Annotated in this window: 20 protein-coding genes; 13 read left to right on the forward strand and 7 right to left on the reverse strand. The window is 70.8% G+C overall.

Annotation, left to right across the window (positions count from 1 at the left end):
• Positions 1 to 263: 263 nt before the first annotated feature.
• The gene (locus tag IE265_RS38930) at positions 264 to 386 is read left to right on the forward strand and encodes a hypothetical protein (protein WP_268255783.1); all 123 of its coding nucleotides are present in this window, start codon (positions 264 to 266) and stop codon (positions 384 to 386) included.
• A 94-nt stretch (positions 387 to 480) separates the two neighbouring features.
• A complete protein-coding gene (locus tag IE265_RS05395) occupies positions 481 to 1,782 on the forward strand; it encodes a hypothetical protein (RefSeq protein WP_190034189.1) in 1,302 nt (433 codons plus the stop codon).
• Positions 1,783 to 2,479: 697 nt separating this feature from the next.
• Here the strand turns inward: IE265_RS05395 and IE265_RS05400 are convergent.
• Both IE265_RS05400 and IE265_RS05405 read right to left on the reverse strand, forming a co-directional pair.
• On the reverse strand, positions 2,480 to 3,217 hold the full coding sequence (locus IE265_RS05400) for an SCO4225 family membrane protein (protein WP_190034190.1): 738 nt from the start codon (positions 3,215 to 3,217) through the stop codon (positions 2,480 to 2,482).
• A 300-nt stretch (positions 3,218 to 3,517) separates the two neighbouring features.
• Positions 3,518 to 4,048, reverse strand: coding sequence for a hypothetical protein (locus IE265_RS05405; RefSeq protein ID WP_190034191.1), 531 nt, complete (start codon positions 4,046 to 4,048; stop codon positions 3,518 to 3,520).
• Positions 4,049 to 4,467: 419 nt separating this feature from the next.
• Between IE265_RS05405 and IE265_RS05410 the strand changes: the two genes are divergently transcribed.
• Together IE265_RS05410 and IE265_RS05415 are read left to right on the forward strand one after the other, a co-directional pair.
• Positions 4,468 to 4,827 carry a hypothetical protein gene (locus IE265_RS05410; RefSeq protein WP_190034192.1) on the forward strand — a complete coding sequence of 120 codons (360 nt, stop codon included), beginning with the start codon at positions 4,468 to 4,470 and terminating at the stop codon, positions 4,825 to 4,827.
• Positions 4,828 to 5,196: 369 nt separating this feature from the next.
• Positions 5,197 to 5,907: a DUF4232 domain-containing protein gene (locus tag IE265_RS05415; protein ID WP_229916046.1), complete on the forward strand. Its 711-nt coding sequence runs from the start codon at positions 5,197 to 5,199 to the stop codon at positions 5,905 to 5,907.
• Between the two features lie 56 nt (positions 5,908 to 5,963).
• Here IE265_RS05415 and IE265_RS05420 read toward each other — a convergent pair whose 3' ends face one another.
• The gene (locus IE265_RS05420; protein ID WP_190034193.1) at positions 5,964 to 7,334 is read right to left on the reverse strand and encodes a helix-turn-helix domain-containing protein; all 1,371 of its coding nucleotides are present in this window, start codon (positions 7,332 to 7,334) and stop codon (positions 5,964 to 5,966) included.
• Between the two features lie 226 nt (positions 7,335 to 7,560).
• Here IE265_RS05420 and IE265_RS05425 point away from each other — a divergent pair, with 226 nt between their 5' ends.
• The gene (locus IE265_RS05425) at positions 7,561 to 7,968 is read left to right on the forward strand and encodes a hypothetical protein (protein ID WP_190034194.1); all 408 of its coding nucleotides are present in this window, start codon (positions 7,561 to 7,563) and stop codon (positions 7,966 to 7,968) included.
• A gap of 132 nt (positions 7,969 to 8,100) precedes the next feature.
• Entirely contained in the window at positions 8,101 to 8,451 is a 351-nt protein-coding gene (locus IE265_RS05430) for a hypothetical protein (RefSeq protein WP_190034195.1), read from the forward strand.
• 128 nt (positions 8,452 to 8,579) lie between these two features.
• Here IE265_RS05430 and IE265_RS05435 read toward each other — a convergent pair whose 3' ends face one another.
• Positions 8,580 to 10,223, reverse strand: a complete 1,644-nt coding sequence (locus IE265_RS05435) for a cellulase family glycosylhydrolase (RefSeq protein ID WP_190034452.1) — start codon at positions 10,221 to 10,223, stop codon at positions 8,580 to 8,582.
• 788 nt (positions 10,224 to 11,011) lie between these two features.
• Here IE265_RS05435 and IE265_RS05440 point away from each other — a divergent pair.
• The 3 genes from IE265_RS05440 to IE265_RS05450 all read left to right on the forward strand — a co-directional run bounded on the left by IE265_RS05440 (position 11,012) and on the right by IE265_RS05450 (position 13,115).
• Entirely contained in the window at positions 11,012 to 11,377 is a 366-nt protein-coding gene (locus IE265_RS05440; protein WP_190034196.1) for a PH domain-containing protein, read from the forward strand.
• Between the two features lie 109 nt (positions 11,378 to 11,486).
• Positions 11,487 to 12,002, forward strand: coding sequence for a glutathione peroxidase (locus IE265_RS05445; protein ID WP_190034197.1), 516 nt, complete (start codon positions 11,487 to 11,489; stop codon positions 12,000 to 12,002).
• 99 nt (positions 12,003 to 12,101) lie between these two features.
• On the forward strand, positions 12,102 to 13,115 hold the full coding sequence (locus tag IE265_RS05450; RefSeq protein WP_373302904.1) for a MerR family transcriptional regulator: 1,014 nt from the start codon (positions 12,102 to 12,104) through the stop codon (positions 13,113 to 13,115).
• 96 nt (positions 13,116 to 13,211) lie between these two features.
• On the opposite strand, the gene IE265_RS05455 is transcribed toward IE265_RS05450, so the two are convergent.
• Together IE265_RS05455 and IE265_RS05460 are read right to left on the reverse strand one after the other, a co-directional pair.
• Positions 13,212 to 15,200 (reverse strand): DUF8823 domain-containing protein, encoded by a 1,989-nt coding sequence (locus IE265_RS05455; RefSeq protein ID WP_190034198.1) that lies wholly within the window; start codon positions 15,198 to 15,200, stop codon positions 13,212 to 13,214.
• Between the two features lie 166 nt (positions 15,201 to 15,366).
• On the reverse strand, positions 15,367 to 18,135 hold the full coding sequence (locus tag IE265_RS05460; RefSeq protein WP_229916048.1) for a D-alanyl-D-alanine carboxypeptidase: 2,769 nt from the start codon (positions 18,133 to 18,135) through the stop codon (positions 15,367 to 15,369).
• 240 nt (positions 18,136 to 18,375) lie between these two features.
• On the opposite strand from IE265_RS05460, the gene IE265_RS05465 reads away from it, so the two are divergent.
• Positions 18,376 to 19,131, forward strand: coding sequence for a GOLPH3/VPS74 family protein (locus IE265_RS05465; RefSeq protein ID WP_190034200.1), 756 nt, complete (start codon positions 18,376 to 18,378; stop codon positions 19,129 to 19,131).
• Positions 19,132 to 19,189: 58 nt separating this feature from the next.
• On the opposite strand, the gene IE265_RS38935 is transcribed toward IE265_RS05465, so the two are convergent.
• Positions 19,190 to 19,315 carry a hypothetical protein gene (locus IE265_RS38935; RefSeq protein ID WP_268255784.1) on the reverse strand — a complete coding sequence of 42 codons (126 nt, stop codon included), beginning with the start codon at positions 19,313 to 19,315 and terminating at the stop codon, positions 19,190 to 19,192.
• A gap of 154 nt (positions 19,316 to 19,469) precedes the next feature.
• Between IE265_RS38935 and IE265_RS05470 the strand changes: the two genes are divergently transcribed.
• From IE265_RS05470 to IE265_RS05480, 3 genes are all read left to right on the forward strand, one after another.
• Complete coding sequence (locus IE265_RS05470) at positions 19,470 to 20,327, forward strand: helix-turn-helix domain-containing protein (protein ID WP_190034201.1); 858 nt, start codon at positions 19,470 to 19,472, stop codon at positions 20,325 to 20,327.
• Between the two features lie 334 nt (positions 20,328 to 20,661).
• On the forward strand, positions 20,662 to 20,862 hold the full coding sequence (locus IE265_RS05475) for a DUF397 domain-containing protein (protein ID WP_190034202.1): 201 nt from the start codon (positions 20,662 to 20,664) through the stop codon (positions 20,860 to 20,862).
• Positions 20,863 to 21,138: 276 nt separating this feature from the next.
• Positions 21,139 to 22,293, forward strand: a complete 1,155-nt coding sequence (locus tag IE265_RS05480) for an ADP-ribosylglycohydrolase family protein (protein ID WP_190034203.1) — start codon at positions 21,139 to 21,141, stop codon at positions 22,291 to 22,293.
• Position 22,294: the final 1 nt, after the last annotated feature.

A 22,294-nucleotide genomic window follows, 5' to 3' on the forward strand; every position in this document is an offset into this window, starting at 1 on the left:
TGGCGCAGTTGTATCTGACGCCTTCTCTGCCGTATAGCAGCGAGGTACAGCAACCATCGCGACCGGACCCAACCGTCAACAGTCCCGCGTGACCGTCTGACCAGCCGAGCAGACCTCAGCGGCCGTCCCGCCCATAGTTCGGCAGCCAGGAGGCGCGGCGCAGTCTGGGTCATGTCACTTGGTAGACGTGTGGGCACTGGTACGCCCGCAGTCTGGACTGGACTCCTGCCTCCGCCCCGCTCAACCCGACCGGCACCCTTGCAATGCTCAAAGCATGCAGCCAGTTGATGCCGGAGGAGCGGTACGTCGTGACCGAGGGCTCCACGCTTGTCCCCACCTTCCGGGTCAAGGTCTTGGGGTGGCGAACGGTCAACCCCCTCGGCTGACCTGAGATTCCTCAAAACGATTCCCTCGGTGGCAAGTCTCGGATATAAGTGACTTGTCGTACCCGCCAGCCGCAGACGAATCAACGGAGCGCCAATGACTGAAATCACTCAAGAGGAGGCTATTAACGCCCTCAAGAGAGTCGTCGCCATCGACGCATGGACGGAAAATCACCTAATTCTAGAAACACCGATTCAAGTCGATTCGAAAACTCAGGCGACGCGGTTTGATATTTCAGATCTACGGGCGGCAGTAAGCGGTCTCAACGGGGCATCAAGAGACAATTGCGCCCAGATCAAATGGCCTAACCGTTGCGAGCTTTTGATCGTAAGGAATAGCTCAATTGGACCAGCAGGCATTCTTCCCCGCGATCTGGAAGAGTTGACCTCATCCAACGATACCGGCCTACGGTATTCCATCGGAGATCCGTCCCTCGAGTTCTCCCTCAACCTCCTCCTCAACGATAACGATGCACCACCACGGAGGGGTGCACTCTACATCCAGACGGCCCGCCGGAGGCTGCGCAATAGGACAAGCTATGGATTCTACGAAGCCAATACATCCGCTGATGAGTTCTCTCTCACTCAAGCAGTCTCCGAGGCAATGCCGTTCATGACTCTCCGAATTGAGTCAACACAGGCACGACCAGATTTCAAAGACGTAGCGGAGGCATTCCTGTTTCAGCTCGCCTTCAACTACGACCTCTCATTCCGGGTAGCACCGAACGCGGATCACCTGACGGGTGCAGGGCGAGTACGCAGACGCGGACGAGCTCAAGAAGCCGCAATGGATGCACCGAGAATGACCTACAACTCGGACTTGGTACATCACTACCAGCTAGCCGTTTCGGCCGAAAGCCCCATGCTGCAATATCTTTCGTACTATCACATTGCCGAACATTTCTTCGAGAAGGTTTTTAATGATGACTTCGCCGAGCAGGTGCGGAGGAAGATCGCAGATCCGGCCTTTTCACTGAAACGCACAAAAGATATTCAAGGCGTGATTAAGCTAGTCACCTCTAATCAGCGAAAAGTGCGCGATGAAGGCGGCGTTGACGAGCAGCGCGCACTAGCATTGACATTGGAGAAATTTGTCGAAACTGACCGCCTACTCGATGACTTGAGGACACACGATGCAAGCTTGATTGACTACTATAAGGAGAATTCTCCATCATTCTCGGAGAATGTTACTGTGGATCTCGAAGCCAGCCGAGAAACTGAAATGAAGGCCGCCCTGGCAAAGCGCATCTACCAGACGCGAAACTCTCTAGTCCACGCCAAGGACGGCGCTCGGCCGAAATATTCTCCTTTCATCGATGACGATGAACTTTCCAAAGAAATTCCTCTTGTGCGCTTTTGCGCTGAACAAGTAATCATTGCGCACGGGAAAGTAATGTGATGCTCCAAAACGTCCCGAATCAGCGCAGAACGTATTCATCAAAAGTGGCCCATCAGCTCAGGTGAGGGGACGCGGGATCAAAGCCGAGTACGCTTCCAAGTAACTTCGGGACGAAGAAATCACTCAGTTAGGGTGCGTCTCATGATCAACGGCGCTCCGGCCTGTCCAGAGTGCCACCAGCCTATGAAGTCAGGCAGTCTGGTGCTCTCCAAGCGAGAGGACGACGGCCGACGGACCTGCTGGGCGTTGTGGCGGTGCGCGGACCGGCCGGACGATCCGTTGGAGGTCTGCACAGTTCCGAAACTGTTTCGCTGACATCCAACTCTGACATCAACAGGGCCGGACAGCGGCGAACAGCAGCGCCCCCGGACGACCGTCGGACCAGCCGTCGACGGCCCCAGGGGCGGGTGTAGATCGAACTCCTAAAGCGGGTGTCGCAGGTTCGAATCCTGCCGGGGGCACACGGCCAAGGGCCAGTTCAGAGGGGCGATCCTCTCGAACTGGCCCTTTCGTATGGTCCCGGCCGTGCCACTCCCGTGCACCCCGAAGCGGGCGTCGCCGGTTCGAGTCCCGCTCGGGGCACACCGTTATGGGCCGGTCCCGGAGGGTTGATCCTCCGGGACCGGCCCTTCGCCGTGACCGCGGCCGTGCCTCACGCGTGCCGCGACGCCACCGGCGTCCGCCTCTCGTCGCGCCGTCAGCCCATGGCCGGACGCGGTTCGCTGCCGTGCAGTCGGCGGGCGAGGCGGCCGAGCAGGACTGCGTTGATCAGGCCGGACAGGGTGACTCCGATGAGCAGGATCAGGGAGCCCAGCCAGGGAAGGGCGGAGTAGTACTCCGCGGGTCCCGCGAGCAGCAGGGCGAGAGGGCTGAACGGCGCCGTGGCCATGACCGGCCAGATCGCGGCGAATCCCGCGTCCTGCTGCACATACGCGGCGTACAGGAAGAACCCCAGCGCTGCGGCGACCACGGCGAGGTAGCCGCGCGCGAGCCAGTTGTCCAGCGCCGGCGCCAGCACGCCCCGAAGCCCGCGCGGGCCGTCCTGCTCGGCCATCACCCGTCTCGGAGGGGTCTCCGTGCCCGGTCGGGATGCGGATGCGGCGGGCGTCCGGGGTGTGGCCGGGCGGGTGGTGACGGCGCCGAGTACGCAGGCGTTCACCAGCGCGCACACCGCGAGCCACAGGCCCACCGCGCCGAGAGCGAGGAAGTCGGCCGCACCCTCCACGGTGGACCCGGGATCGAGGGGGAGGAACAGCGCCACGGTGCACAGGGGTGCCGTCAGCAGCAGCGGCACCGCGGCGAAGGGGCTGTCCGGGAAGAGGAACATGGCCACGAGGGAGACACCGAAGACGACCAGGTAGCTCCGCGCGAGCCAACTGTCCCGGGCGAGCACAGCAAGTCGACGCAGACGGTGCGGTTGGGAAGTGCTGGGCATCGGGCTTCCTTCGGATCGGTCCGGCTGTTGACGACCACACTGGACCGCGGGGAAACACTCGATCATGAGTACCCGTACTCAATGGCAGAACCACAAGACCACAGGGCTACTCACACCCGGTGCCCCACCCGGATTCCGGGGTGCCGGTGCTGTTCGCTGAGCCGCAGGGCCGCAGGGCCGCAGGGCCGCAGGGCCGCTGCCCGGTCCGCCCCCGGACGAAGCCGGGAGCGGACCGGACGCAACGGGCAGACCGGGTGGAGCGGGCGGACCGGTGGAGCGCAGGCTGGAGCGGCGGCGTCCTCAGCCGGCGCTGGCGGTGCGGATGTCCGTGACGTCGCCCGACACCGGCTCCAGTTCCACGACGAGGTCGGTCCTCACCGTCGGCGACTCCCCGCCGCCGAAGGTCAGTGTGACGACGACCTCCAGGCCGTTGCCGCCCTCGCTCACCGTCCACCGCACCGGGACGTTCTGGGCGCGCAGGACACCGTCCGCCCCGTTCGCCCTCTCCCACAGCGCCAGCCGCTTGGCGAAAGCCGGCGTCAGGTAGCGCGCACGCAGCGCCTTGGCGAGTGCGGTGTCCGGGCCCTCGGCGGCGTCCTTCGCGTCCACGTACGCGCCGTAGAAGTCGGCCACCCGGGTCACCGGGTCGCCGTTGAAGCCGCTGACCGACCGGGGCGCGGCGGCCGCCTTCGCGTACGCCTTGCCGGGGGCCGGGACGGCGGCCTGTGCCAGTGCCTGTGTCGACACGCTGAGACCGACGGCCAGGAGGAGACCGGCGGCGACGGCCGCCCGGCGACCCGGACGACGGCGTGCGTGGGTGTTGCTGCTCATGTCGTGTCTTCTTTCTTGGAGGACGCCTGAGGCCGCCGAAGGGCGGTGCAGGACGGCGCAGGACGGCGCAGGACGTACTTGCGTCGGGCACTCGGGCACAGGGATGCCCGGTACGCAGGTGGGGGGGTGGAGTCGTCACCAGGTGCGGCCGGGGCCCCGGTCCCGCCCCGGCCGGTGCGACACCCACAGCTTCGAGCGCACCGGGAACCCGTCGCAACCAACCCCGGTCGACCCGCAACGACGCAACCGTCCCACCCGCTCCGACCTGCGCGAACGTGCACTGCCTGGGACGCGGTACCGGGACGCCGTACCGGAACGCGGGGACGGCCTCGTGGCGTTCCCGGCCGTCCTCCGGACGTCGACGGTTGCCTCCGGGGCCGCCGTCGTGCGGCGGCGTCACGGATACGTAGAGTGCGGCCATGGCGGTCATGGATGTGCGCAACGACTCCACCGGATGGCTCACGCTGTGGCTCGAACCGCTGGGGGAGGACCGGTGGTTGAAGCCGGGCGAGAGGCTCCGCGTCCGGTCCGACTACCGCGGCGACGACCTGGCCTTCTCCGTCGATCTGTGGACCGACGAGGAGGACCGGGCGGCCGGCATCGAGAACATCGCCGTCTGGATCGAGGCCGGCGACTGCTACGCCGAGGTCACCGACGCCGCCGGCGATGTCGTCGAGTGCGGCCACCAACGCCCGGTGGAGATCAGCAGGAAGTGGGCGGCGTCGCGCGAGGAGGCACGCCGGCGCATCGATTCCCGAACGGCTCCGGAGAGCTCCTGAACCGTCCGCGACCGTGAGTGGTCCGGAAGCCGGAAACCCGGGGGCCCGGAGGTACGGAGTCCCGGCCTCGGGCGCCTCCCCTCCCGAAGTCGTCCCGGTGCCACCCCCGGAGTCAACTCGAAGTCATCCCGAAACGCATCCCAGGCTTCCCTGTTTCCGCAGGTCGCCGGGGGTGGGATGTTCCATCGTTGCAGGTTGGCCGATGCGTCTTGTCCCGTGCCGACGAGGCGTCAGAAGCTGTGGCTGTCGCACCGGCTGAGACGGCCGAACGCCCCGGCAGGGCCACGACCGGCCCGGCACACGCCTCGCTCAGCGGGGCCGAAGCGCCGGTGCGCACGACCTCGTACCGATCAGAGAAGGAACACCCGGATGAACGTGAAGTCCCTTGTGAGCAGCCGTGCGGCCCTGTCCGCGGGCATCCTCCTGGCTCTCGGATGCGGTGTCTCGGCGCAGGCGTCCAGCACCGAACCGCAGTCCGGCACGACACCGCGAGCGACCACCACCGCACCGCAGGCGGCCGGCACGGCACCGCGGGCGACCACCACCGCACCGAAGGCATCCGCGACGGCACCGCAGGCGACCAGGACCGCACCGAAGGCGGCAGCCACCTCACCGAGGACGGCCGGCTCGACGGCCGCCGTCCCCGCCTGCACCCAGGAGGTCCTCGGTGTGTCCGCCGTGAAGGAGCCCGCGGACAGCGTGGACGCCAGGCACCTCCTCCTCACCGTCCAGAACGCCGGCGACAAGAAGTGCAAGCTCTACCGCTACCCCCTCGTGCGGCTCGGCGACGGCCGCACCACGGCCCCCGTGATCGAGGAGAGCGACCCGGACCCGGGGGTGCCCGTCACCCTCGCCCCGGGTGAGGAGGCCTACGCCGGTCTGCTCGTCAACGGGCCCATGGACGAGTACGAGGCGAAGAGCATCACCCTCACCCTCCAGGGCCGCAGGCCCGGCAGCAACGCGGGCGGGCCGATCGACGTCCCCATGCCCGTCGAGACGTTGTACGCCAACGACTTCCAGCGGGTCACCTACTGGACGACCGCTCCCGGCTACGCACTGGACTTCATCATGTCGAAGTGACGCGGCCGTATCGGGACCCTGCCGGGCGGCCGTCGGCGGTACGGCTCCTCGGTGCGTCAACCCTCGTCGGATTCCGCCGCGTTGTCGGAGTTCGCGGTCATGGGGATCCAGCCGCGGGGGTCGCGGTACCAGTAGTGCGGCAGCCCTTCGATGCTCGTGGTGCGGAACGGGCGGCCGTGGTCGTCGATGCGCACCGTGCCGGTCCGGCCCTGCGAGGACCAGTCGAGTTCGAGGTACCAGTCGCAGGTGCAGGACTCGGTGCGCGCGGAGACCAGCAGTACCTCCGGCTCGCTCAGGGACACCCGGTAGGGGAAGTCGACCGCGGTGTCCGCCCGCCCCGGGTCGTTGCCGGCCACCGAACGGGCCAGGGTCCGGCGCGCGTCGAGGTCCACGGCGAAGTGGCGGGGGACGAGGGGGGCGCCGCAGCCCTCGTACGTGGAGTAGGCGATGCCCCGGCGGACGGCGGGGGTGGTGCGGTTGACCACGCGCACGTGCAGGGCCTCCAGTACGACCGCCGCGGAGCCGCGTCCCTGGACCGAGACGCGAAGGTCGGTGGTGCGCCCGTGCACCGCCTGCTGGGAGGCGGCCCACGCCTCGGCGTCCGCCGGGGCCGGCGGCGGCGGGACCTCCTTCGGCGACTTGGCGATGACGTAGTCGTGGTCGCATTCGAGTTGCCAGAGCTGGGAGTTGGAGGTCCAGGTGAGCGGGGTCCGCGGCGGGGCCGTACCGGCGCCGGTGCCGTCCTCCCCGCGGCGGTCGGCGTCGCGCCCGTCGGACGCCGAGGGTTTGGGTACGGCACGGGCGGAGGCCGACGGATCGTGGCTCGGGGAGGGTCCGGCGAGGGGTCTGCCGCCTTCGTCCCCGGCCGGCGCGGAGTTGTGCGGCGCGGTGCGGGCGGAGGCCGACGGTTCGCCGCCGGACGGGGGTCCGGCGGCGGAGGTGACGAGACCCGCGAGCGCGACGGCGAGCGCTGCCGCCAGCGCGACGGATCGCGCGGGCCGTCGTCGGGGGTGCCAGCACCGGGGCTGCCGCTCGGCCGGCGGGGCGGGCTCCGGAGGCTCGCCCACCGGACCGCTCCGGCTCGTCGACGCGTCCGGTGCCGAGGCGCCCGAAGTGGTGCCCGAGGCGTCCTGCGGCGCCGCTGCCCGCACGGCGTCGGACGGGCGGGGCCGCTGCCGTGCGGCGACCGCCAGGATCCACCGGCGGTGCAACTCGCCGCGCTCCTCGGCGGTGGCTCCGCAGAGGACGGCGAACCGCTCGATCCGGGTGAAGTCCAGCGGTACGGACTCTCCGGCGCAGTAGCGGTGCAGCGTGGAGGCGTTCATGCCCAGCCGGTGGCCGAGCGCCGCGTAGCTGCGGTCCGTCCGCTGCTTCAGACGTGCCAGCAGTAGGGCGAACTCCGCCACTTCGTCGTCGATTGCGTCCATGCGGTGCGTACTCGCATCCATCCGTCGGCCCGTGCTGCCCATTCCCGGTCCGGGACACCGTCCCGACCACTCCCCCGTATCTGCACGTCAGCGGGACCGGGGTTGGTTCCAGGAACACGGCCCCACCGCGCTCACCCGCAGCGCCTCGGGCGAGCGCGGGTCGTGGCGCTAGGGTGTGGGCCTCGATCGCCACGGCGGGCCGCTCCGCCGACTCCGGAGGTACCCCATGTTCGCGTCGGTGCACTGGCGTTGCCATCTGCGCGTCGGCGACCGGCACAAGGCCGAGCGGCTGGTGGGGCGCGTGGAGGCCCTCCTGGGGCATCCCATGGAGATCACCGGTTACGAGCGCTACTGGAAGCTCCCCGGACTCGCCGAGGTCCAGCTGGTGTCGCCGCTGAACCGCTCGGACCCGGCCGACGCGCTCCTGGCGACGCTGGAGTCCGCGTGGGCGATCGGCACGGGCTGGAGTGTCGGTCCCGGAAGCGGGGACCGCCGCGAGTTCGAGGGGATCGCGGCGATCACGTCCTCCGGAAGGTTCACGGTCCCCGGGATCGAGTGGATGACCTTCTCGATCGGCGACGACTCGACCGGGACGGGCCTCGGGCGTACGTCGGTGCCCGGTCGGGCGAGTTGACTGCGGGGCCGGGCCTTTCGGGGTGCCGGCTGCCGACCTCGGCGTGGGGCGATCTCACCCGCCGGGCGCACCCGGCGGTCGTGCCCGGCCGCGGATGCCCGGTTGTCAGAGCCCGGTGAGAGCGTGTCCGGCATGGAGATGCACACGGTCCCCGGTACAGGGGACGACGAGCACGCCGTCATCGCCCGCTTCCGCCTCGCGCGCGACGGTTTCGGTGACGCCGGTCAGCGTGCCCTGGTCCACAGGGCCGGGCGGGCGATGTCGACCGCCGTCGAGGACGCCGGTGTCGGTGAGTTCGACGGCGACGAGTTCGGAGGGGGCGAAGTCGTGCTGTACGCCTACGGACCCGATGCCGACGCACTCTTCGCGGTCATGGAGCCGGTGCTGCGCGGCCTGCCCTTCAGGCCCGCGCACGTCGTCCTCCGACGCGGTGACGGCGACAGCGGCAAGGGCAGCGGCGGCGAGACACGGGTCGACCTGTAGTCGCCCCTCCCCCGCGTCGCTCGTGCGCCGCACCGACCGGTCGCGGGCCCCGGCGACCAGCGGACTGCGCAGGACAACTCGGTGGCCCCGGGGCCGCTCCCGCCCCGGGGCCACCCGACCTGCAGGAATCAACCGGTTCCGCAGGAAGCGGCGTTGAGGGTGAAGGCGGCCGGAGCCGTGTTGGTGGCGCCCTTCGCCGCCGTGAAGCCGACCGCGACGGACCCCTCGGCGGGGATCCTCGACGTGTACGACGCGGCGGCCACCGTCACCGAGGCGCCGTTCTGCGCGGGTGTCCCTCCCCACATGTTGCTGACGGTCTGCCCGTCGGGGAAGGCGAAGCCCAGGGTCCAGCCGCTGACGGCCGAAGTACCGGTGTTGCGGATGGTGATCTCGCCCTGGAATCCGCCCGGCCACTCGTTGACGACCCGGTAGCCCACGGAGCAGCCGGTGCCGGGGGTGCCGGACTCGTCCGTGGTGACGTCCACCGTGGCCGAGCGGGCCGAGCGGTTGCCCGCCGCGTCGCGTGCGTACACCGCGAACGTGTACGCGGTCCCGGCGGCGAGGCCGGTCACCGTGACGGTGCTCGCGGTGGAGGCGGCGACGGTGGTCTCGGAGCCGCCGCTGACCCGGACGACGTCGTAGCCCGTGACGCCGACATTGTCGGTGGCCGCGCTCCAGTTCAGCGCGACGGACGTGCTCGACACGGCGGACGCGGTCGGGGCCCCCGGTGCCGTCGGGGCCTGCGTGTCGGCCCCGGAGCCTCCGAAGACCGCCGCCTCACGGGAGGTCTGGGCGATGCCGTCGGCCCCGTTGAAGATGCGCCGGCCCCACGAGCTGAGCGCGTTGGGGTCGAAGTCGACCGCCAGGTCCAGGACGGGGTCGGTGTTGCCGCTCCACGACCAGGCGAGGTAGCCGAGCCCGAGCCGCCGGGCCTCGGACATCATCGTGTTCTCGTCCGGGTCGCCGTACTGGTCCGCCGGTCCTCCGAACTCGCCTATCAGGAGCGGTAGTCCGGCGGAGACGAAGGCGTTGAGGTAGTCGGTGATCTCCTGGGCGGTGTCGAAGACGCTGTACATGTGGATGGAGAAGATCAGGTTGCCGGTGGGGTCGGCGTCGTGGACGGCCCGGGCGTTGGCGCGCATCACGCCCTGCCAGTCCTGGCCCCAGTTCGGCGCGTCCACCATGATCGTGTGCTGGAGGCCCGCGTTGCGCAGCTTCTGGACGGCGGCCGTCGTGGGGGCCGTCCAACCCGCGGGATTCGTGTTCCCCCAGGGCTCGTTGCCGATGTTGACGATCACGTAGTCCTCTTGGCCCGCCAGGACGTCCTTGAGGCTGATCCAGTAGTCCGCCGCGTGGTCGAGTGTGCCCGCCGCCGACTCCTCGCCGTACCCGGTGGTGTCGTGCACCTCCAGGACGCAGATGAGGCGGTTCGCCTTGCACCGGGTGATGACGGCGGCCACGTCGGCGGGGCTGTTCCGTGTCCAGCGGTGGCCGTCGGAGAGGACGACGCGGACGGTGTTGGCGCCGAGCGCCTTGACGTCGGCCAGCGACTGGGTCTCGCCCGGGTACCAGGTGTGGGCGTGGTTGACGCCGCGCATCACGAAGTCGCTCCCGTCGGCCTCCACCAGACGGCCGTCCTCTATGTGCAGACCGGCGGCGAGCGCACCGGGCGGCCCGGCCGGGTCCGGCGTCCGCGCCGCCGCGGCACTCGACGCCCCGCCACTCGCCGCCCCGCCACTCCCGATCGCGGTGCTCGCCCCCGGGACACGCACGGACGGGACCCGCGCCTCGGGGAGCCGGGCGGACGTGACCTGCGTGGACACCCGCGCGGACGCCTGCGGCCGTGCCGAGGCCCGCGCCTGTGCCGTACCCGCGCCGAGGACACCCAGGACCACGAGCCACACGAGCACGGCCGCCCCGCCGAGCGGCCCACGGCCCCGCCCGACCCGGGTGCCGCCCCCCGCCGCACGGGGCCCGCCACCACCCCTCGCCTCCCGTGACCCGCCCGGTGACCCGCCGCGAGCCGCACCGCGCGGCGCGCCTCGCGACCCGCTCCGGGCAGGGCCCCGGGAAGCGCCCCGCGCCGCGCTTCCCGTCGCGATCCGGGGCGCACCCGGTGTCGTACTCGCCGTCGCACCCCGGGACGCACCCGGTGTCGCACCCCGTGTCGTACTCGCCGTCGTACCCCGGGACGCACCCGGTGCCGTGCCGGTCGACGTGCTTCTCGTCGTGCCTCGCGTCGTGCTTCTCGCTGTCCTCACTGCGACTCCAGAGAGTGGGGGCCAAGAAACCTGGGCATCGGAAGAAACGTGGGAGCGCTCCCATCAATGCACTACGTCAGGGACACGTCAAGTCATCACGCGCGGCCGCCGGTCCGCCGCCGCGTCCGGCGGGAAACGTCACGACGGTGCCACAACCGGCCCCGCGGGGCCGCACAAAGCCCGTATCGGCGTGCATACCGTGCGAAGATCCGGTCACTTCGACCGTGTCGCACCGATCCGGTCGTCCGGGCCGTGCGCATCGGTCCGGTGACGTCACCACGACCCATGGGGGGCCTGTCATGGCGCTGTTCGGAAACGCCCACACGATCGACCCGGCGAAGGCCGCGCAGGACTACGCGCGCCTGATCGGCCACGGCGAGCAGGTGCACGCCGCGTACATGCTGATACGCGACACCATCCTGTTCACCGACCGCCGCCTCCTGCTGGTCGACAAGCAGGGCATCACCGGCAAGAAGGTGGAGTACCACTCCGTCCCGTACCGCAGCATCACCCACTTCGCCGTCGAGACCGCGGGCACCTTCGACCTCGACGCCGAGCTGAAGATCTGGGTCTCCGGCTCGTCGACGCCGATCCAGAAGACCTTCACCAAGGGCGTGGACATCTACGAGGTCCAGGCGATCCTCACCCAGTTCGTGGCCCGCTAGCCCCGACCGCGCGGGACCACCGCGCACCGGACGCGGGGAGGGTGGCGCGGGGTCCTGCCGGGCCCGGGCCGCCGCCCCTCCCCGGAGCGACCGGAGTTAGCATCCGTTTATGACTACTGACAACGCCGGCACCTCTGCCGCCTCTGTTCTCGACGTCGACATCGATGCCCTGCAGGGCGGTTCCGCGGACCTCGGCCAGTACAAGGGTCAGGCCGTACTGATCGTCAACGTCGCCTCCAAGTGCGGGCTCACGCCCCAGTACGCGGGCCTGGAGCGGCTGCACGAGCGGTACGCCGCACAGGGCTTCACCGTGCTCGGTGTGCCCTGCAACCAGTTCCTGGGCCAGGAGCCCGGCACGTCCGAGGAGATCGCGGAGTTCTGCTCGGCCACGTACGGCGTGACGTTCCCGATGACCGGGAAGGTCGACGTGAACGGGGAGGACCGGCACGCGCTCTACGAGCGGCTGACCGGCTTCGCCGACGGCGAGGGGCACAGCGGTGACATCCGCTGGAACTTCGAGAAGTTCCTGATCGGCCGGGACGGCACCGTGGCCGCCCGCTTCTCGCCGCAGACCGAGCCGGAGTCGGCCGAGGTCGTGGCCGCCGTGGAGGCGCAGCTCGGCTGAGCGGAGGAACGGCCGCGCAGGCCGTTGACCTTGCCCCTGGGGCAGGGACCACCGTCCCCGTCACCGGGCGGCAGTCGCCCGGTGACGGAGGATGAGCCCGTGCAACCCGTGCAACCCGTCCCGCCCCGGACGCCGCCGGCCGACGGCCTGCTCACGATCGGCGCGTTCGCCGCCCGTGCCCGGCTCTCGCCGAAGGCTCTGCGGCTGTACGACCGTCTGGGTCTGCTGGTGCCCGCGCACGTGGACGCGGTGACCGGCTACCGCTACTACCTGGCGGCCCAGACGGAACGTGCCCGCCTGGTCTTCCTGCTGCGCCGGCTCGACATGCCGCTGGCGCGGATCGCGGAGGTCGTCGAGGCGGCCGGGTCCGGCGACGGCCCCGGCGGGGAACCCGGGACCGGTGGCTGGCCGGAAGCAGGCGGGCTGCCGGGGACCGGTGGTCGGCCGGGGGACGGCGGCGGGCTTCGGGCCGCCGAGCTGCTCGCCGCGTACTGGGCCGAGGTCGAGGAACGTCTCGCCGGGCAGCGCACGCTCGCGCACCACCTCCGTGATCGGCTTTCCGGAAGGAGTTCCGAGTTGAACACACGGTTCGAGGTCCACACCGTGGACGTGCCCGAGCAGTGGCTCGTCACGGAGAAGCGGCACACCCTGGCGGACGAGCTTCCCGTCTGGATCCCCGCGTCGCTGGGGAGGCTGGAGGCGGCCGCGCGGGAGTGCGGCGGGACGACGGACTCGCCGTTCGTCGTCTACCACTCCGAGGTCTCCGAGGAGAGCGACGGCCCGGTCGAGTGCTGCGTGCCCGTCGCCGACGCCGCGGCCGCGCGCGCCTGGGCGGCCGGTAAAGCACGCACGTGGGGCGCGGCGGCACGGGTCGAGCCCGCGCGAAGGCTCGCGTACACCCGTATCACCAAGGCGCAGGTCGCCCATCCGCAGATCCTGTCGGCGTTCGAGGCCGTGGAGGCGTGGATGGAGCGCGAGGGGCTGGAGTACGCGGGGCCCTGCCGCGAGATCTACTTCGCGGACTGGGACGCTGCCGGGCCGGAGGACCCGGTGTGCGACGTGGCGTTCCCGATCACGGCACCGGCACCGGAGTCGCCCGCAGCGGCCCAGTAGTCGCTCTCGGCGCCCCGAGGACCACCGGTCGGGACCGTCCCCGGGGACGGTCCCGACCGTGGGACCGCGGACGAGCGGGGGTTGCGGCGGACGCGCTCAGCGGAGTTCCTCGGGGCACGGCGTGCCCCGGGGAAGCTGGTAGGGCGCCGCCAGCCGGTACGTGCCGGCCTCCGGGGCCAGCAGCTCCGTCCACTGGTCGCCCTGCGCGTCCTCCTCGGTCTCCAGCAGGCAGCCGTTGACGTTCTCGTACGTCTTCGGCGTGCCGTCCTCGCGCTTCTTGGACTCGTCCGTCTCCTGGGGAGGCTTCACGCCCTTGCCCTCGGCGTCGACGAGCCCCAGCCACGGTGAGTAGGGGACGCGGATGAGGACCCGCCCCGGGCGCTTGACCTCGATCGTCAGCTCACCCTGCTCGGCGCGGTCGACGACGGCGGGCGGGTCGGCCATCGGCATCGGGTCGGTGACCTCGAAGAGCTGCCAGTTGGCGTCGCCCCACACCTGCTTCAGATAGGGCATTCCGCGCTGCACCAGCTCCCGCTCCCGCTCTCCGCCGTCCCCGTCGGGCTCGCCCTTGGGGACGACGACGTAGTGGACGGCCCAGCGCTGGAGCCACTCGTGGTAGTTCGCGGAGTTCAGGGTGTCGTCGTAGAAGAGGGGGTTGCGCTCCATGTCCGCCTGCCGGTTCCAGCCGCGGGCGAGGTTGACGTACGGGGCGAGGGCGGACGCCTCGCGGTGGGAGCGGGCCGGTACGACCTCGACGCGGCCCTTCTCGGCGCCGACCACCTGGAGCTGGTTGACGAGCGGCGCCAGTTCGCGGGCCCAGGAGGCGACGGGCGTGGTGTGCACGACGTCGTCCACGGCCTTGAAGCCGATCCAGACGTTCAGGCCGATGAAGGTGACGATGATCGCGTACCACTTGCGCGACGCCGGCACCGTGAAGGGCAGCGCCGCGATCAGCGCGACGCCCGCGAAGAGCATCGCGAGACGGCTGATGTTGGAGCCGATCTGCGAGCTGATCAGCCAGACGAGGAGGACCGCGAGCCCGTACACCGCCGCCGTGATGCGGACGGTCTTCCACTCCCTGGGGACGAGGAAGTAGACGAACACCGAGTACAGGAGCGGCAGCAGGGTCGAGGCGAACAGCATCGGCTGGGTGCCGGAGAAGGGGAACAGCCAGGCGGACACCCCGACCACCGCGGCCGGCGCGAGGCCCAGCGCGTACGCGCCCGGCCGGCGCTTCTGCAGGAAGAGCGCCACCGCGACGAACCCGACGAAGAGCCCGGCGACGGGGGACGCGGCGGTCGCGAGCGCCGCGAGGGGGGCGGCGCACAGGGCCTTGGCCCAGCGTTTGTAGCGCCAGCGGTACGGCCAGCAGAAGACGACGGCCGTCGCGCCGAGCCCGAAGAGCATGCCGAGGCCGAAGGTCACCCGTCCCGACACCGCGTTGCACAGGAGCGCGAAGACGCCCGCGAGGGCGGGCCACACGGGGTTCCGCACGGCACGGCTGCGCATCAGGACCAGCGTGAGCAGCCCGGCTGAGGCCGTCCCCGCGATCATCATCGTCGTCCGCACGCCGAACACGGACATGAGGTACGGGGACACCACGCTGTACGACACGGGGTGCATGCCGCCGTACCAGGCGAGGTTGTACGCGGAGTCCGGGTGCCGCCCGACGAACTCGGCCCAGGCGTCCTGGGCCGCGAGATCGCCACCGCTGTTCGCGAACGTGAAGAACCAGATGATGTGGAGGACGCCCGAGAGGGCGGTGGCCAGGGTCGCCGGGTGCCGCAGGAAGCGGCTCAGCCTGGTGGAGTCCCCGCCGCCGGCCCCGGAGTCGGACCCGGCATCGGCACCGGCACCGGCACCGGCATCGGGTGCCGTCCCCGCGTCGGCGTCGGTTCCGGCTTCGACCTCACCGTCGACATCGGCTCGGGCAGCCGCATCGGCATCGGCATCGGTGGAGGTGTCTCCGCCCGGGGCCCCGGTACCGCCGGTGCCCTCGACGTGTCGTGTGCGCACTCCTATTCGCGGGCCGGCCTCTTGGCCCGGCTCGGCGTCATCGGCGTGCGTCGGCTCCGCTGTCGCCACGTGAAGGCACTCCCGTGTCCCGTTGTTCCACTCTCGGCCGTGCCCCGCGGCGGGCGACCTGCCCCAATTCTCGCGACGCTAGCACGCACCCCGCCGAAGAGCGCCCGAGTGGCTCTCCGTCGGCGGGGTGCGGCCGGTTCGTCGGACTTGGGAGTGTACGTCCGCGTCAGAGGATCCGCGTCACCTTGGTGCCGTAGCCCGGTTCGGTGAGGTCCGACTGCAGTGCCACCGGGACCTCGACCGCGTCTCCCGTCGTACCGCCACCGACGCTCAGCGTGCCGACCACGGTTCCCGCCTTCGCCTCGTGCGGGATCTTCGTGCCGTCCTCGCCCAGCTTCAGCCTCACGGTCTGCCCGGCCCAGCCCACCGCGGAGACGTCCTTCGTGGCGACCACCGGCGTCCTGCCGCCGAGCCCGTCGTCCACGTACCCGACGACGTCACCCTTCTTGAGGATCTTCCGCGAGGTCAGCGCCTCCTGGGCGGCGATCATCGCCTCCTTGCTGACCGCGTTGACCGTGTCGATGATCGGCGGCGTGTGCTGGCCGAGGATCGCGCCGACGACGATCACGTTCTCGCCGCCCACCTCCTGGGTGGCGGCGAACAGCAGGTTGCCGCCGGCCTTGGTGGTGGAGCCGGTCTTGATGCCGATGGCGTTGTTGTAAGGCACGAGGCGGTTGTAGTTGTCCCACTTCTTGCCGGACGGGTCCACCCAGCTCGGCAGCTTGGTGATGTCCACCAGCGCCTTCATCCGCACCAGCTCGTTGCCGAGCTTCACCTGGTCCTCGGCGGTGGAGACCGTGGTCTCCTTCAGCCCCGAGGGGTCGGTGTACGTCGTGTTCTTCATCCCCAGGTCCTCGGCGGCCGCGTTCATCTTGTCGACGAACGCGTCCTCGGAACCACCGCTGTCCCAACGGGCCAGCAGCCGGGCGATGTTGTTCGCGGAGGGGATCATGATGGCCGCCAGGGCGTCCTTCTCCGTGAGGGTGTCGCCCTCCTTGACGGTGTTGAGCGTCGACTCGCCGTCCTTGTCGTAGCCGCCCTCCGTCTCGGCCTTCGCGTCGACGGGGATCGACTCGCCGTCCTCACCCGCCTTCAGCGGGTGCTCCTTGAGGATCACGTACGCCGTCATGGCCTTGGCGACCGAGCCGATCGCGACCGGCTTCTGCTCGCCGAACGTGTCGACGGTCCCGATGCCGTTGACGTCCATCCAGCCCTGGCCCTCGTCGGGCCACGGCAGGGACGCCTTGTCGCCCTCGAAGCGGTACGACTCGTCGGCAGTCAGCGTCAGCTCGGGCGTCGGCAGCGGACGGACGGCCTGCGCGACCGCGAACACCACGACGAGCAGCAGGACGAGGGGCGTCCAGATCTTGACCCGCCGCAGCAGCGTGCGCACCGGCGTCTGCGCGGGCGGCGGAGTGTTGGTCAGCTCCGCCAGCAGGTCCAACGGCGGCTTCGGCGGCAGCGGTTGCTGCGTCGTCCGCTCGGGGCCGATCTGCGGGACGACGGCCGTCTCGGCAGCCGCGGGCACGGGCCCCCGGGCAGCGGGGGCCGCCGTCGGAGACGCCTGTTCGTCGAGCGGCTTGAGCGCCACGAATTTGCTTGTGCGTTCAGCGACGGGCTCGTCGGAGGGCTTGGCCGTCGGCGCGGCCGGCGGCTCGGACCGGGGCTTCTCGGCCGTCCGGCCCCCGGCCTCGGCGCCGGTCCTCGCGTCGGACCCGGCGCGACCCGCGGCGGGCCGGGCGTCGCCCAGCTTGAGCATCGTCGTGGGCTGGTCCACGGCGGGCGGGCGCACCTTGAAGACGGCGGTGGGCTGGTCGACACGGGGCTTCCCCGCCGTCGCGCCGTCGGTCTCGTCGGCCTCGTCGGCCTCGGGGCCGGCGTCCGGCTCGTCGGCGGAGGGCTTCGCGTGCGAATCGGCTCCGGCGCCGGGCCTGCCCCCGGTCGCCGCACCGGTCTCCCGCGCGGCTCCGCCCTCGGACCCGTCCGGTGCGTCCGGCTCCTCGGAGCGGGCACCACCGGCGGGCTCGGAGTCCGAGCCCTCGTCGCCGACGGCAGCGGAGTCTGCACCGGTACCGGTGCCTGTGCCCGTGCCTGTGCCTGTGCCTGTGTCCGACACGGACCCTGTCCCGGCGTCGGATTCGGCATCGGTGTCGGCATCGGAGTCGGTATCGGCACCGGACGCGGAGTCGGACTTCGAGGCGGCCGGAGCCGCGTCCGCGTCCCCTTCGGCGTCACCGGGACCGTCCTCGGCGGTCGCGGCGGTCGCGGTGCCCTCCGCGTTCCCGGCGCTCCCGCCCTCCGCGGAGGAGTCCTCGGCGTCGGCACCCGGGACCGAGTCGGTACCTGAGTCGCCATCGATGTCGGCGTCGGCACCGGAGTCGGCCTCCGCGTCCGCGTCGCGCGCCGCACCGGAGCCCTCCGCGGCCTCTCCCGCGGCCTCTCCCGTGTCCGCGGCGTCAGGGGCGGGCGCCGCTTCGGAATCGCCGTCACCGGCGCCCGAGGTCCCCTCGGGGGCCTCCCCGCCCGTTCCGGAGACCCACGCGGCCACCGCTTCGCGCAGCCGCGCGTCACCCGCGACGGGGCCCTCGCCCGAGTCGGACCGGTCGGTCCCGTCCGCCGGTTCGGCGGGCTCCGGGGCCTCCGGGCCGTCGGCGGGTCCGGCGGGCTCCGCAGAACCGTCACTCCCCCGGGAACGCCCTTCGCCCGACACCCGGGCCTCCGCGGAACCCCGCGTGGAGCCCTCGGCTCCCTTCGCGGGGCCCGTCGTGGCGCCCTTGGTGGAGAACACGGCCGTCGCCGTGTCCGTCCGGGAAGCCGCCGTCACGGTCTCCCGTGCCACCGCGAGCCTCGGATCCGGAACCGGAGCCGTACTCCCCGACGCCGGTTCCGCCGACGACTCGTGCTGCTTCGACCTGTCGGGGGACTCGCCCGCCACCGATGCCTCCTCCGTGCGCCACACACCGTGCGCCCAACCGAACCATGAACCCGTCAACCCGTGCACGCGGGGCCCGACAACGCGTGTCCGAACCATGTACCAGTGTCCTGTGTGCGGGCTTACCCCCCTCGGTAGACGAGAACGACATACCTGCCGGTTCCACTACGAACCGGTCACGCACTCTCGACAGACCAATGTGAGAGGGGTCACCCTGTCATTCATCCACGCGGGGAGGCATGGATGGGCAGGAGCCGCAGAACTATTCCGGAGGAGCTTCTGCTGCTGGCGTTGGACCCGACCACGGGTACCACCGCGCAGCCGCAGTCGCTCGACCTCGGTCTGGCCGGAGCGCAGCTAGTGGAGCTGGCGCTGGCCGGACGGATAGCCCCAGACGGGGATCGTATCGCCGTGGTGGTACCACGGCCGACCGGAGATCCGACTTTGGACTGTGCGCTGGAGCTACTCCGCAGGCGGGGTGCACCGGTACGCGCTGTGAACTGGATCGGCGGGCCCCGGCTGGGGCTGCGCCAGACATATCTCTCGCATCTGGAGCGGTGCGGCATGGTGCATGCCGTGGCGGGCCAGATGTGCGGGGTGCTTCCGACGACTCGCTATCAGGCGACGGACACGGAGATCAGCCGGGAGATCAGGGCCCGGCTGGACAGTGCGATCCGCACCGGCGTACCGCCGGACCCGCGGACCGCCGCACTGGCCGCGCTGGCGCACGCCGTCGGCCTGGGCAAGCACCTCTACCCGGGGAACGAAGGGCGTTCGTCGCGCTCCCGCCTCCGGGACCTGATCAGGCACGACCCCATGGGCGGTCTCGTGGCGCACGCCGTGATGGACGTCCAGAACGGCGTGGCCGCGCAGCCGCGCCGCAGCCCGGCACCGGTCGGCCGTCAGGCCGCCCCCGGAGCCAGGCCGGCACCGGAGCCCGCCAGGGGCGTTCCGATGCAACCGCGCCGCGGTTCGATGGCGCGCGCCGTGGCCCACTGAGCGGCCGGTCCACGGCATTCGCACCAGCACGACCGCAGCAGCACCGGCACCAAGCACGTCAGCGCCGTACCGCCAGTCCCACGACCCGGTCCGGGAGCCGCTGGGCGCGCGGGGCGGCGGGCCGTACGTCCGGACGACGACGCGGCCCGCCGCCCCGCGCCGCCACGTCGTCGTGGGCTCTCACGGGAGCTCCGCACCAGGTGGCGTGAGGTGGTGTCACCCGGCGTGCGCGCACGTCACATCCGCTGTTTCCCAGCGGTGGCGAGCACCTTGGTGGCAATCTGCTCAACAGCAGATACGCAAAGTACAGGCAGCACGCAGCCGGAGGTGCACGTCCCGTGGCGTCCAGTGTCAATCCCACCGTCAGGCGGCGCCGGCTGGGCCAGGAGCTGCGCCGGCTCCGCGAGCTCAAGGGCATGACGGCCGAAGAGGTGGCGGAGCGCCTGCTCGTCTCGCAGTCGAAGATCAGCCGTCTGGAGAACGGGCGCCGCAGCATCAGCCAGCGTGACGTCCGGGACCTGTGCGGGGTGTACGAGGTCGAGGACGTCCGTATCGTCGACTCGCTGATGCAGATGGCCAAGGACTCGCGTCAGCAGGGCTGGTGGCACTCCTTCGGCGACATCCCGTACAGCGTCTACATCGGTCTGGAGACGGACGCGGCGAGCCTGCGCGTGTACGACCCCCTGGTCGTCCCGGGCCTGCTGCAGACCCGGCCGTACGCGGAGTCCCTGATCGCGGGCGCGCTGCCCGAGGCGGCGGCCGTCGACATCGACAAGCGCGTCCAGGTGCGCCTGCGCCGACAGGAACGTATCTCCGACCCGGAGAACCCGCTGCGGCTGTGGGCCGTCCTGGACGAGGCCGCGCTGCGCCGGACCGTGGGCAACAAGCAGGTGATGATCGAGCAGTTGGAGCATCTCGTCGAGATGTCGCACGTGCCGCACGTGACGGTCCAGGTGATCCCGTTCTCGATGGGCGCCCACCCGGGCGTCAGCGGCCAGTACGCGATCCTTAAGTTCCCCGACGCCGCCGACTCCAGCGTGGTCTACATCGAGGGCGTCACCAGCGACCTGTACCTGGAGAAGGCGAACGACGTCCAGAAGTACAGCGTCATGTACGAGCACCTGCGGGCGCAGGCACTGAACGCGGACCAGTCCCGGGAGTTCATCGCGGACGTCGCGAAGGACTACGCGCGCTGAGGAGCCCGTCCCGGGTCGCCGGCACCCCGGGACGATCGGGGAGCCAGGGGAGCAAGGGGAGCGCGAGGGGCCGGAGGAGCCGGAGGGGCACGACAGGCCGAATTCGACTGCCCCGGCGAGGGAATGCGGAACCATACACCCTCGCCACCTTCCGGCGGAAGACTCCACCGGTATATGCCATCCAGTCGGGTGAATAGTCGCTTCGCGAACCGATGTTGGCGAGTAGCGTCGATCACGCCAAGACGAAACAAGCTTGGCGCAAACCGAACTGTGGGTTCCGGAAGGAACCCGCAACGCGGTGACAGCAACTCAGCAACTGGCTACCGGAGCGAACATGGCAATCAAGCAGGGCGCCACGGATGCGTGGACCAAGTCCTCGTACTCCCAAGGAAACGGCGCATGCGTCGAGGTCAAGTCCCCCGTCCTGACGGCGATCGCCGTCCGCGACTCCAAGGTCCACGAGGGCCCCACGCTCGCCTTCCCGGCGGAGTCGTGGAACGCCTTCGTGTCAGAGGTGAGCCGGGGCACCGTCTGACCCCACGGATGCCTCGGGCAGTAAGAGCGTCGACAACCGCTGTCCACAACTTCACAAGCACCATGTATGAGCCCTCTCGACTGGCCCGCCGTCCCGGCCGAGGGGGCTCGGCGCGTTCCCGCCGCCCGGACATGCCCGACGAGTGACTCCAAAGGGTGGCCGGCCGCCTCACTGTTCACATTCCGTTCCGGCCCTCAACCGACCGTTCCCGTTCGATTACAGTGCTGAGCTGTCATCCGTTCGAACGGATTCGGAACCGGAGCTCTGGAGGCCACGGTGGGTGCGACGACCGGTGCCGTCTGGGGCCGTGCCGAGCAGCAGGACTTCCGCAGCCGGGTGCGCGGCACCCTGCTCGGCGCGGCCGTCGGAGACGCGCTCGGCTCGCCCGTGCGCGGCCTCGGCATGGAGCAGATCCGTGCGGCGCACGGGGCGGAGGGCATCGGCGAGCCGGCCTTCGGGCACGGCAGGCGCGGAGCCGTCTCGCACCTCACGCAGCTCACGCTGTTCTCCCTGGACGGGCTGATCAGGGCCCAGGTCCGCCGGGACACGGGCGCCTGGCACCCGCCGACGGACCTGCACCGGGCGTATCTGCGCTGGGCCTCGACCCAGCGCGACTGGGGGCCCGACGAGCGCCGCAAGGAGGACGGCTGGCTGGCTCGCGAGGAGTGGCTGTACGCGCGCCGCGACCCCGCCCGCTCCTGCCTGACCGGCCTCGGCGACGAGACGATGGGCACTCCGGAGGCGCCCAAGAACCCCGACGACCCGGGAGCCGAGGCGGCGGCCCGGTCCGCGCCCTTCGGGCTGCTGGTCGGCTGGGAGCCCGAACTGGTCATGCAGCTCGCCGTCGAGTGCGCGGCACAGACCCACGGCCATCCCACGGCGTGCCTCTCCGCGGGCGCCCACGCGGTCGTCGTGCACGGCCTGGCGCGCGGCGAGAGCCTGGACACGGCGGTCCAGCGGGCCCTGCAGCTCCTGGCCCCCCGCCCGGGGCAGCAGCCCGTCGCCGAGGCGCTGCAGCGGGCCCTGGGAGCCGTACGGCAGGGTCTGCCGTCACCGGCGCGGGTGGAGGACCTGGCCGGCGCCGGGACGGCGGACGGGCTGCTCTCGGTGGCCGTGTACTGCGCCTTGGTCGGCGAGGACACCCGGCACGGGCTGCGCCTGTCGGTGAACCACGGCGGGGACTCGGCCGTCACCGGCGCCCTGACGGGCGCGCTGCTCGGGGCCCTGCACGGCGAGACGGCGCTCCCGCCGTCGTGGCTCGCCGAGCTGGAGGGCCGCCCGACCATGCTGGTGCTCGCGGACGACTTCGCGATGGAGATGACGCAGGGCCCGGCCCTGCACGGCCCGGCGGGTTCCTCGCCGGGGTGGCTGGCCCGCTATCCGCGGGGCTACGCCGCGCTGCCGGGCGGGGCGCCGGTCCCCGCCCTCTGAG

Origin of the sequence: Streptomyces fructofermentans (assembly GCF_014651055.1) — a bacterium.
Taxonomy (GTDB): domain Bacteria; phylum Actinomycetota; class Actinomycetes; order Streptomycetales; family Streptomycetaceae; genus Streptomyces; species Streptomyces fructofermentans.

Coding starts and splice junctions, on each gene's coding strand:
- IE265_RS38930 (WP_268255783.1), top strand. CDS start 264: ATGCTCAAAGCATGCAGCCAGTTGATGCCGGAGGAGCGGTACGTCGTG.
- IE265_RS05395 (WP_190034189.1), top strand. CDS start 481: ATGACTGAAATCACTCAAGAGGAGGCTATTAACGCCCTCAAGAGAGTC.
- IE265_RS05400 (WP_190034190.1), bottom strand. CDS start 3,217: ATGCCCAGCACTTCCCAACCGCACCGTCTGCGTCGACTTGCTGTGCTC.
- IE265_RS05405 (WP_190034191.1), bottom strand. CDS start 4,048: ATGAGCAGCAACACCCACGCACGCCGTCGTCCGGGTCGCCGGGCGGCC.
- IE265_RS05410 (WP_190034192.1), top strand. CDS start 4,468: ATGGCGGTCATGGATGTGCGCAACGACTCCACCGGATGGCTCACGCTG.
- IE265_RS05415 (WP_229916046.1), top strand. CDS start 5,197: ATGAACGTGAAGTCCCTTGTGAGCAGCCGTGCGGCCCTGTCCGCGGGC.
- IE265_RS05420 (WP_190034193.1), bottom strand. CDS start 7,334: ATGGACGCAATCGACGACGAAGTGGCGGAGTTCGCCCTACTGCTGGCA.
- IE265_RS05425 (WP_190034194.1), top strand. CDS start 7,561: ATGTTCGCGTCGGTGCACTGGCGTTGCCATCTGCGCGTCGGCGACCGG.
- IE265_RS05430 (WP_190034195.1), top strand. CDS start 8,101: ATGGAGATGCACACGGTCCCCGGTACAGGGGACGACGAGCACGCCGTC.
- IE265_RS05440 (WP_190034196.1), top strand. CDS start 11,012: ATGGCGCTGTTCGGAAACGCCCACACGATCGACCCGGCGAAGGCCGCG.
- IE265_RS05445 (WP_190034197.1), top strand. CDS start 11,487: ATGACTACTGACAACGCCGGCACCTCTGCCGCCTCTGTTCTCGACGTC.
- IE265_RS05465 (WP_190034200.1), top strand. CDS start 18,376: ATGGGCAGGAGCCGCAGAACTATTCCGGAGGAGCTTCTGCTGCTGGCG.
- IE265_RS05475 (WP_190034202.1), top strand. CDS start 20,662: ATGGCAATCAAGCAGGGCGCCACGGATGCGTGGACCAAGTCCTCGTAC.